Genomic DNA, 10,713 nt, shown 5'->3' on the forward strand with positions numbered 1-10,713 from the left:
CCGCACAAGGAGAGAGAATGCCGCCCATCCTGCCCGCCGCCCGTCGCTGGCGGCTATTGCCCCTGCTGCTCGCCCTGCTGGCCCCGGCCTCACCGGCCCTGGCGTCCCAGGACACGGCCGCGCCCGCCGAGGCGGTCGTCGAGAGCACCACGCCGCGTGTCAGCCCCCACGACGAGCGCGACTACCGCGTTCTGACCCTGGAGAACGGCCTGACCGCCCTGCTGGTCAGCGACCCCGAGGCCGACAAGGCGGCGGTGTCGCTCAACGTCTCGGTGGGCAGCGCCCAGGACCCGGCGGATCTCGCCGGCCTGGCCCACTTCCTCGAGCACATGCTGTTCCTGGGCACCGAGCCCTACCCCGAGGCGGACGCCTACCAGGGCTATCTCACCCGCCACGGCGGCAGCCACAACGCCTTCACCGCGCCACGCGACACCAACTACTTCTTCGACGTGGAGCCCGACGCCCTGGCCGGCGCACTGGACCGCTTCAGCCAGTTCTTCATCGCCCCGCTGTTCAACGCCGAGCGCCTGGAGAGCGAACGCAACGTGGTGCACTCCGAGTACATGGCGCGCATCCGCGACGAGGGACGCCGGGCAGGCGACGTGCTCGACCGTCAACTCAACCCCGAGCACCCCTATACCGGCTTCTCGGTGGGCAGCCGCGACACCCTGGCCGACCGCCCCGCGGGCGAGCCGAACCTGCGCCAGCGGGTGATCGACTTCTACGAGTCCCACTACGGCGCCGGCGTCATGCACCTGGCGGTGGTCGCCCCCCAGCCGCTGGATGAGCTCGAGACGCTGGTCGGCGAACGCTTCGCCGCGGTGGAGAACCGCGGCCTGGCACGCCCCTCCATCGAGGCGCCGCTGGCCGAGGCGTCGAGCCTGCCCCGGCGGGTGGCGATGCGCTCTCTGCGTGACAGCCGCGCGCTCGCCTTCCACTTCCCGATCCCCGACCCCGAGGCGGAGTACCGCACCAAGCCCGCCGACCTGATCGCCCACCTGCTGGGCCACGAGGGCGAGGGCAGCCTGCTCGCCGTCCTGCGCGAGGCGGGCTGGGCCGACGGCCTCTCCGCTGGCGTCTCCCGGGGCGACGGCCAGCATGCCCTGTTCAGCGTCAGCGTCAGCCTGACCCCGGAGGGGGCCGAACGCCGCGACGCCATCGAGGCCAGCCTGTTCGCCGCCATCGAGGCGATCCGCGCGGCCGGTCCCGAGGCCTGGCGCTACGCGGAGAAGGCGCGCCTGGCCGAGCAGGCCTTCCGCTTCCAGCAGCATGGCTCGCCCCTGCAGGACGCCATGGGCCTGGCCATGAACCTGGCCCGCTTCCCGGTGGAGGACGTGCAGTACGCCGCCTACCGCATGGACGGCTACGACCGCGAGCGCACCCGCGACTACCTCGCCGCCCTGACCCCCGACAACCTGATCCGTCTCTACCGCGGCCCGGACGTCGAGGGCGAGCAGACCACCCGCTGGTTCGACGTCCCCTGGCGCGAGGACACGGTCGCCGAGGGTGCCGAGCCGCTGGCAGGCCTGGCGCTGCCCGGCCCCAACCCCTATATCGCCGAGGACCTGACCCTGCTCGAGGCGCATGACGCCCACCCCGAGCGGCGCCTCGAGGAGGACGGCTTCGCCTTCTGGCACAAGGCCGACGCCGAGTTCGACATCCCCAAGGTGGAGTGGCGCTTCAGCCTGCAGCACCCCCGGGCCGCCGAGGCACCCCGCGAGGCGGTACTCGCCCGGCTGTTGGCGGGCTGGCTGGAGGACAGCCTCAACGAGACGCTCTACCCGGCACGCCTGGCCGGCCAGGGGGTAGAGGCCTACGCCCATGCGCGCGGCCTCACCCTGGCCTTCTCCGGCTGGCGCGACCGCCAGGAGGCGGTGATGGAGCGGGTGATCGAGCAGCTGCAGCGGGGCGAGATCACCGCCGAGGCCGTCGAGCGGGTGCGCTACCGCCTGCAACGGGAGTGGCGCAACGCCCCCCAGGACCCGCTCTACCGCCAGGCGAGCCGCACCCTCCAGGAGGCGCTGGTGCGCCCCCAGTGGCCCAGCGCCGCGCTGCTCGAGGCGAGCCAGGGGCTCACGGCGGAGGACCTGCGCGCCTTCCGCGAGACCTTCCTGGGCGAGCTGCGCCTGGAGGCCATGGCGGTGGGCAACCTCGCGGCCGAACAGGCCGATGCCATCGCCCGGCGCGTCGCCGAGGCCCTCTCACCGACGCTTCCCGCCGAGGCGATCCCCGACCTGGTACCGCTGGATGTTACCGCCGAGCTGCCCACCCTGACCCCGCATACCGAGCGCCAGGAGTCGGTGCTGCTGCGCTACCTGCAGGGCCCCGACCGCTCACTGGAGAGCCAGGCAAGGCTGGCGGTGCTGGGGCAGCTGATCGACACTCCCTTCTACCAGCGACTGCGCACAGAGCAGCAGCTCGGCTACGTGGTCAACGCCGGCTACTCGCCGCTGCTGGACGCCCCCGGCCTGGCCCTGCTGGTGCAGTCACCCGAGACCACAAGCGAGGCGATCGCCGGGCACGTCGACGCCTTCCTCGACGAGTTCGAGACGACCCTGGGGTCGCTTGAGGAGGAGGACCTGGCCGCCTACCGCCAGGCGGTGCACGCCGAGCTGACCCGCCGCGACACCAGCCTTTCCGGCCGCACCGACCGCCTGTGGCGGGCCCTGGCCTACGGCGACACCACCTTCGACCGCCGCGAGCGGCTGGCCGAGCGGGTGCTCGAGGTCACGCCCGAGGCGCTTCGCCAGGCGTGGCAGGCGCTGCGCGCGGCGCCGGCGGTCGAGATCGCCTTCGATCCCGGCGACACGCCTGACGACGTGCTGGCGCTGACCGAGCACCTGGTGCCGCTGCCGGAGGACAAGAAGTGAGGGATAGGCGCGCGGCGCACTTGACAGAAGCGTAAGGGGCACCGGGGGCAGGTCGAAGAGGAGGTCCTACGCCATGGATGGCGTCGGTAGCGCCCAGGGAGGGGTTCACAGCGCCTCCTCGAAGACCTGCCACCGGTTCAGCCCCGAACTCTTCTATTCTCAAGCATCGAAAGCCTGGGGCGGCAGGATCGCCTCGACGTGCATCACCAGCTCCTCGAGCACCTGGCGGTCGCGATCGGTCAGCTCGACCCGGTTGAGGCGCTCGATCTCCCGGGCGAAGCCCTTGAGGGTGAGGCTCGCCACCTCGGCGTCGTTGAGGCGTGCCCAGCGGTAGGCCTCCCACTGCGCCAGCTCCTCGCCCTCCAGGGTCTCGGGGAAGCTGCGTGCCCGGTAGCGGAACAGCATCTCCTCCAGCCGCGGGTCCTGGAAGGCGAAACGCGCCCCCACCAGGTCCCAGGGGTCGGTATCACGAACCCGCTGCATCTGGGTCTTGTCCGCCGGCGAGAAGAAGCCCCCCGAGTAGAGCATCAGGTCGGGATCCCCCGGCCCCGCGGGGGGCGGCTCGGCGAACACCTCGGCGGCCCTCGCCGCCGCCTCGGGATGGCCCGCGAGGCGCTTCCAGTGGTCGCGGCAGGCGGCCATGTCCAAGCCCAGGCGCGCCACGATCTCGCCGTACTGCCCCTTGCGCTCCCCCGTCACGTCCTTGAGGGCCGCGGCCGGGAAGAGCACCGGGCACTTGTTGACGTGGATCACCTTGAGGGGGATGCGCTCGACACCCTCGGCGAGATCGTCGTTGCTGACGAAGACCCGCTGGCGGATCTGCTCGGCGGTGAGCTCCAGCAGCGGCGCCGGGTCCACCGAGAGGTCGTAGACGATCACCCCGTTGGGGTTGGAGGGGTGCTCGGCCAGCGGCATCACCAGGGCGGCACAGCCGCGGCTCGCCGGGTAACGCCGCGAGATGTGCAGCAGCGGCTTGCGTCCCGGCACATCGACCAGCCGGCCCACGGCACGCTTGCCGCGCATGCCCAGCAGGTGCTCGAAGAGGTTGGCGTTCACCTCGCGCAGGCGCCGGGCCAAGGCGATGGTGGCGCGCACGTCGGCCAGGGCATCATGGGCCCCGGCGTGCTCGATGCCGTTGGCGGCGGTGAGGTCCTCGAGGCGGAAGCTGGGGGCACCATCCTCGCGGCGCGGCCATTCGAGCCCCTCGGGACGCAGCGCATGGAAGGCACGCACCACGTCGATCAGGTCCCAGCGGGAGTTGCCGTTCTGCCACTCCCGGGCGTAGGGGTCGAGCAGGTTGCGGTAGAAGAGGTGACGGCTCACCTCGTCATCGAAGCGCACGCTGTTGTAGCCCACCGAGCAGGTGCCCGGCTCGCTCATCAGCGCCTCGATGCGACCGGCGAACTCCGCCTCGGGCATCCCGCGACGCCGTGCCTGCTGGGGCGTGATGCCGGTGACCAGGCAGGCCTGGGGATGGGGCAGGAAGTCGTCGGCGGGCTTGCAGTACCAGGTGACGGGCTCGCCGATCTCGTTGAACTCGGCGTCGGTGCGGATCGCGGCGAACTGCGCGGGGCGATCCCGCCGCGGGTCGGCACCGAAGGTCTCGTAGTCGTGCCACAGGAAGCTCTGCGGGGCGTCGGGCGGCGCCATGGGCTAGGTCTCTCCGGCAATCGGCATGGGCGGCCAGCCTAGCACAGCCCCGCGATGCGCTCAGCCGAACCGCTCGGCCGGGCTCAGCCCGGCGAGCCCTTGGGCAGGGTCACGTTGAGCTCCAGCACAGAACAGTTGTCCTCGCTGTCGAGGCTGATGTTGATGGCATCATCGTCCACCTCGACATAGCGCCGGATCACCTCGAGCAGCTCGCGCTCGAGCATCGGCATGTAGTCCGGCTGCCCGCGTTGGCTGCGCTGGTGGGCGACGATGATCTGCAGCCGCTCCTTGGCGACCGACGCGGACTTCTTGCGCTCTCGCTTCAGGAATTCAAGCAGTTTCACCGACGACCTCCTCCGAACATGCGGCTCAGCAGGCTCTTCTTCTGGTACTCGTGGAAGCGCAGGGGCACGTCCTCGCCGAGCAGCCGTGACACGGTGTCGGCATAGGCCTGGCCGGCATCGCTATCGCCGTCGTGGGTCACCGGCACCCCCTGGTTGGAGGCCCGCAGCACCGCCTCGGACTCCGGGATCAGACCGATCAGGTCGATGGCCAGGATCTCGCGGATGTCATCGAGGTTGAGCATGTCGCCACTGTCGACCCGCAGCGGGTTGTAGCGGGTGATCAGCAGGTGTTCCTTGATCTCCTCCGCGCCGCGCTCGGCGCGCCGGGTCTTGGAGGCGAGCAGGCCGAGGATGCGGTCGGAGTCGCGTACCGAGGAGACCTCGGGGTTGGTGACCACGATCGCCTCGTCGGCGAAGTACATGGCCAGCTGGGCACCGCGCTCGATGCCCGCCGGGGAGTCGCAGAGGATGTAGTCGAAGTCCTTGCTCAGGGTATCGAGCACCTTCTCGACCCCCTCCAGGGTCAGCGCGTCCTTGTCGCGGGTCTGGGAGGCCGGGAGGATATGCAGGTTGTCCACCCGCTTGTCACGGATCAGCGCCTGGCTCAGCCCCGCCTCGCCCTGGATGACGTTGACCAGGTCATAGACCACACGCCGCTCGCAGCCCATGATCAGGTCGAGGTTACGCAGCCCGACGTCGAAGTCGATGACCACGGTCTTGTTGCCGCGCAGCGCCAGGCCGGTGGCGATGGCCGCCGCGCTGGTTGTCTTGCCGACGCCTCCCTTGCCGGAGGTCACAACGATGATCTTGGCCAAGAGTCGCTTCCTGTCGTGTCGTTGAAATGGATCGGGCGATCGACCTTGCCGACTCAGGCGAGCGCGGCGATGCCCAGCTGGTCTCCGTCCAGGCGCACCTGCACCGCGGCACCCAGCAGGCGGCGGTCGATGTCCTCGAGACGCTTGTAGTTGCCGGCCACCGAGAGCAGCTCGGCATGGAGCTCACGGCAGAAGATGCTGGCCAGGGGGTCGCCGTGGATGCCCGCCAGGGCGCGGCCGCGCAGCGCACCGTAGACGTGCACGCTGCCGGCGGCGAGGACCTCGGCACCGGCGTTGACCGAACCGACCACCACCAGATCGCCCTCCGGCGCGGTGATCTGCTGGCCGGAGCGCACAGTGCCGCGGAAGATACGCCCGCCGCTGGTCACCCCGGGGGGCGTCTCGAGCTCGGCCTCGGCACCCTCGCCCGCGTCCGGCGTGGCCTCCGGCTCGCCCACGGCGACGCTCTCCAGCGCACGGCCACGGCCTCCCTCATGGGGCGGGAACCAGCCCAGGCCCAGGGCCCAAGCCGACTGCTTGACCGGGTCGGCACCGCCACGCACCGCCACCGGCAGCAACTTGTGGGCACGGCACACCGCGCAGATGCGCTCCAGCGCGAGGTGAGGCTCGTCGAGCTTCTCCACGCTCAGCACCACGGGGGTATGCTGGAAGAAGGCCGGCGACTGGCTGAGCTTGCCGGCGAGCTGCTCGCGGATCCGCTCGGGGTCGGCGCTGGCCAGTTCCATGACCGTCATCGGCAGCATGCCCCCCTTGAAGGTGAAGGCCATGCGCTCCCTGTCCAGTTTGAGACTCATTGCCGAACTCCAGGTCGGGATGGTGAGGGTAGAGTCAAAGCTAAGCGACTCCCTGCTCCCCTGCAACTTCTCCATCATACGCCCGCCGACGCGCCGCTGTCAGTGTCGCCGACTGGCCACAGGCACCCCGCGGCACGGCCTTTTCCCCAGGCGCGGCGCGTGCTTAGATAGTCCCTTTATAATGTACCAACAACGCTTCGGGCCGCGCGGCCCACCGCGCGGCGCCGCCTTCGCCAGGATGCCCCATGCCCGGACTCTTCCGTCGCCTCTTCGCCCCCCGCTGGCAGCACCCCGACCCCGGGGTGCGGCGCCAGGCCCTTGAGCGTCTCGACCCTGCCCGCGACGATCAGCGTCAGGCGCTGGAGCGGCTGGCCCGGGACGCCGACCCCGGGGTGCGCACCGCCGCCCTGGCACGGCTGGAGGACCCCGAGCGGCTGATCGCCCTGCTCGACGACGAGGAGACTCGCTCGGCGGAGCTGGAGCGGCGCCTGACGGCGCTGATCTGTGGCCGCGAGGGCGGCCTGGAGCTCGCTGCCCGGGTGGCCATGGTGGGGCGGCTCAGCGACACCGCCCTGCTCGAGGCGGTGGCCCTGGAGGGCGACAACCAGCAGCTGCGCCTGGCGGCGATCGCGCGCCTCGACGACGAGGCGGCGCTGGTGCGCCAGGCCTGCGACAACGGCATCGCCGCGGTGCGCCACGCCGCGGCCGCCCGGGTCGAGAGCGATGCGGGGCTGGCACGCCTGGCGCGAGAGGCGAAGCGCGACCGCCAGGTAATGCGCCAGGCCCGGGAGCGCCTCAACCGGCGCCGCGCCGATGCCGCCGAGCTGGCCGCCGCCCGGGAGCGTCGGGAGGCCCTGCTCAGCGACCTGGAGCGCCACGCCACTGCACCCTGGGAGCCACTCTATGCCGGCCGGCTGCGCCACCTGATGCGCGAGTGGCAGCAGCTCGAGGACACTCCCGAGGCGAGCCAGGAGCGCCGCTACCACGATGCCTGCCTGCGCTGCCGCAAGGTGATCGAGGACCACGAGGCCCAGGCCCGGGCCAGCGAGGCGGCCCAGCGCCACCGCGAGGACGCCCGGGAGGCCGGCGAGGGACTGGTGGAAGCCCTGGAGGAGGGGCTCGAGGCGCTGGAGCGCGGCGAGACGGTGACCGCCCAGGACATCGACAGCCTGCGCGCCCAGAAGCGCCTGCTCGCCCAGCGCTGGCAAGAGCTCGCCGACCGCCACCTGGTCGACGAGGCCTTGCGCCGCCGCTACGACGCCGCTCTGGCACGCTTCGAGACCCTCGCCGGGGCCTGGGTGCGCCACAGCCAGCGTGCCGGCGAGCTGGAAAGGGCCCTGGCCGACGGCGACGATGATCGCGCAGCCTCGCTGCTCACGGCCATCGCCTGGCCCGAGGGCCTGGCACCCACCGCCCTGATGCGCCGCGCCCGCCAGGCCCTGAGCCAGCGAGGTGAACCGCAGAAGTCCGACGAGGCGGCCTCCGCCGAAGGCCTCGAGCAGGAGCTCGACGAGCTCGAGCACCTGCTCGAGCGCGGCGCCTTCAAGCCCGCCAGCCGACTGCACCAGCGCCTGCGCCAGCACATGGAAGGGCTCCCCGCGGCCGCACGCCGGCCACTGGAGGGCCGCTTCAAGCGCCTCGGCGCAAGACTCGCCGAGCTGCGCGACTGGCGCGGCTTCGTCGCCGGCCCCAAGCGCGAGCAGCTGGTCGGTGCCATCGAGGCCCTGGCCGAGGACGAGGCCGCCGTGGAGGGCGCCCTCGACCGCCGCCACCGCCAGCTGGTCAAGGAGTGGAAGTCGCTGGGCGATGCCGCCGCCAACCGCGACCAGTCCACCCGCTTCCGTGCCGCCTCGGACCGCATCCACGAACGCCTGGCCCCCTGGCGCGAGCGGCTGGATGCCGATCGCCAGGCCAACCTCGCCACCCGCACCGCGCTGTGCGAACAGCTCGAGACCCTGCTCGACCATCCCGCCCAGGAGGCCGATCCCGATGCCCTGCGCGAGATCCGTGACCGCGCCCGCGACCAGTGGCGCCGCGCCTCGCCGGTGCCTCGCGACCAGGCCGAGGCGATCGGGCGCCGCTTCGGCAGCATTCGCCACCGGCTCCAGGCGCTGATCGACCAGCGTGCCCGGGAGATCGCCGAGGCCAAGCGGGCCCTGATCGAGGAGGCGCGCACGCTGGCCTCCGCCGAGATGCCCCCCGCGCGTCGGGCCGAGCAGGCCAAGGGCCTGCAGCGTCGCTGGCGCGAGCTGGGACGCGCCCCCAAGGGCGAGGAACAGGCGCTGTGGCGGGAGTTCCGCGGCCTCTGCGACACCATCTTCGCCAGCCGCGAGGCGGCGCGCGACGACCACGCCAGGCAGGCGCGGGAACGCCAGGACGCCATGCAGTCGCTGATCGACCGCCTCGACGCCTGGCAACCCAACCGCCTGGCCGACGAGGCGGTGCTGGCCCGCGCCATCGACGAGGCCGCCGCCCTGGAGCCGCTGCCCGGCGGGCGCCGCAGCGAGGGCATGCGCCGGCGCTGGTCCGGCATCGTGCGTGCCCGCCGCGAGCGGCTGGAGCGCCTGGCGGTGGCCGAACAGGTGGAAGGATGGCAGGCCGTGCGCCCGCTGCTGGAGGCGCACCTCGCGGCCGACGCCGAACGGCTTGCGGGCGGCGAAGCCCGCGAGGTGTCACTGCCGAAGGAGCTCTCCCTGAGCGACGACATGCGTCGCGCCCATGCCCGGCGCAACGCCGCACGCCTCGAGACAGCGGACCCGGAAGCGGTGGCGGAGGGGCTAGCGCGCCTTCGCGTCCACCTCTCGCTGCTGGCGGTGGGCAGCGTCAGCCAGCGCGACGATCAGCTTCGCCTGGCGATCCAGGTCGAGCGGCTCAACGAGAACCTCGGCCGCGAGCCGTCGCGCGCCGAGGAGGTCCGCGGCGTGCTCTGCGAGCTGCTGGCGGTGGGCCCCGTCTCCCCGGGGCTGTGGGAGCGCGAGGTGGTCGAACTGGACCGCATGCTCGAACGCCTGGCGCAGCTCCCCCCGCCCTGAGCCTCGGGACCGGGCCCCGAAACACCGGAGCGCGAGGGGGTCTCCCTCGCGCTCCGCTGGCGTGACGGCCCGTGGCGGGGCCGTGGCGACAGGCCTCAGCCCATGAACTGGCCGCCGTTGATATCGATGTTGGCGCCGGTGATGAAGCCCGACTCCTCGTCGGCCAGGTAGGCCACCAGGCGACCGATCTCCTCGGGCTTGCCATAGCGCTTCACCGGGATGGTCTCGCGGATCGACTCGCGCACCTTCTCCGGGATCTGCATGATCATGTCGGTGGCGATGTAGCCCGGCGAGACCGTGTTCACGGTGATGCCCTTGGTGGCGGTCTCTTGGGCCAGGGACATGGTCAGGCCATGCATGCCCGCCTTGGCGGCGGCGTAGTTCACCTGCCCGAACTGGCCCTTGCGGCCGTTGATCGAGGAGATGTTGATGATGCGGCCGTACTGCTGCTCCAGCATGCTCTCGATCACGCTGCGGCAGGTGTTGAAGACGCTGTTGAGGTTGGTGTCGATGACCTCGTGCCACTGCTCGGGGCTCATCTTCTTCATGGTGCCGTCACGGGTGATCCCGGCACAGTTGACCAGCACGGCGATGGGGCCATGCTTCTCCTCAATCTCCTTGACGCCCTTCACGCAGGCGTCGTAGTCGACCAGGTCGATGCCGGCGATGTCGATGTTGTCGAAGCCGGCGGCCTTCTGCTCCTCGAGCCAGGCCTTGGCCTTCTCCGGGTTATGATAGCCGGCCACGACCTTGTAGCCCTCGGCGGCCAGAGAACGGCAGATCGCGCTGCCGATGCCGCCGGTACCACCGGTTACCCAGGCGACGCGAGATGAATTGGCCATGTGTACCTCCCTGATGATGATGACACTGCGTCCCGACCCTGCCGGCCGGCACCACATTGTTCTCGGTCAAGCTGTCAGCTTTATGACAGCGCGGTCAGTATGGCCCAAGGGCGGCCCCAGGGACGAGCGTTTGACGCCCACGCTTGACTAAAGGCGAACACCCTGTAGAATACGCCCCACGTCGATGCGGGGTGGAGCAGCCTGGTAGCTCGTCGGGCTCATAACCCGAAGGTCGTCGGTTCGAATCCGGCCCCCGCTACCAAACATCGAATGAAGCCGATTCCTCAGGGAGTCGGCTTTTTTATTATCGACGACCTCAGGCGTCGGTTTCCTCTCGTTTCCCAT

At 71.0% G+C, this 10,713-nt stretch carries 7 protein-coding genes and 1 tRNA gene; 3 read left to right on the forward strand and 5 right to left on the reverse strand.

Translation table 11 applies throughout. From position 1 onward, the window contains the following. Positions 1-17: 17 nt before the first annotated feature. Positions 18-2,870 (forward strand): insulinase family protein, encoded by a 2,853-nt coding sequence (locus BLP95_RS03540; RefSeq protein WP_089677053.1) that lies wholly within the window; start codon positions 18-20, stop codon positions 2,868-2,870. Between the two features lie 159 nt (positions 2,871-3,029). Here BLP95_RS03540 and sbcB read toward each other — a convergent pair whose 3' ends face one another. The 4 genes from sbcB to minC form a co-directional block, all read right to left on the reverse strand. Continuing rightward, complete coding sequence (gene sbcB, locus BLP95_RS03545; RefSeq protein ID WP_089677054.1) at positions 3,030-4,520, reverse strand: exodeoxyribonuclease I; 1,491 nt, start codon at positions 4,518-4,520, stop codon at positions 3,030-3,032. An 83-nt stretch (positions 4,521-4,603) separates the two neighbouring features. Next, on the reverse strand, positions 4,604-4,864 hold the full coding sequence (gene minE, locus BLP95_RS03550) for a cell division topological specificity factor MinE (protein ID WP_023005490.1): 261 nt from the start codon (positions 4,862-4,864) through the stop codon (positions 4,604-4,606). After that, on the reverse strand, positions 4,861-5,679 hold the full coding sequence (gene minD / locus BLP95_RS03555) for a septum site-determining protein MinD (RefSeq protein ID WP_023005489.1): 819 nt from the start codon (positions 5,677-5,679) through the stop codon (positions 4,861-4,863). The genes minE and minD overlap by 4 nt, the downstream gene beginning before the upstream one ends. Positions 5,680-5,732: 53 nt before the next feature. Then, a complete protein-coding gene (minC, locus tag BLP95_RS03560) occupies positions 5,733-6,494 on the reverse strand; it encodes a septum site-determining protein MinC (protein ID WP_089677055.1) in 762 nt (253 codons plus the stop codon). 245 nt (positions 6,495-6,739) lie between these two features. On the opposite strand from minC, the gene BLP95_RS03565 reads away from it, so the two are divergent. Further along, the gene (locus BLP95_RS03565; protein ID WP_089677056.1) at positions 6,740-9,526 is read left to right on the forward strand and encodes a DUF349 domain-containing protein; all 2,787 of its coding nucleotides are present in this window, start codon (positions 6,740-6,742) and stop codon (positions 9,524-9,526) included. 95 nt (positions 9,527-9,621) lie between these two features. Here BLP95_RS03565 and phbB read toward each other — a convergent pair whose 3' ends face one another. Further along, positions 9,622-10,368, reverse strand: a complete 747-nt coding sequence (gene phbB, locus BLP95_RS03570) for an acetoacetyl-CoA reductase (RefSeq protein WP_023005486.1) — start codon at positions 10,366-10,368, stop codon at positions 9,622-9,624. A gap of 185 nt (positions 10,369-10,553) precedes the next feature. Here phbB and BLP95_RS03575 point away from each other — a divergent pair. Further along, a tRNA-Met gene (locus tag BLP95_RS03575) sits at positions 10,554-10,630 on the forward strand. The last annotated feature ends 83 nt before the right edge of the window (positions 10,631-10,713 follow it).

It is taken from the genome of Halomonas shengliensis, from assembly GCF_900104135.1.
In the GTDB taxonomy this organism is placed as follows: Bacteria; Pseudomonadota; Gammaproteobacteria; order Pseudomonadales; family Halomonadaceae; genus Halomonas; species Halomonas shengliensis.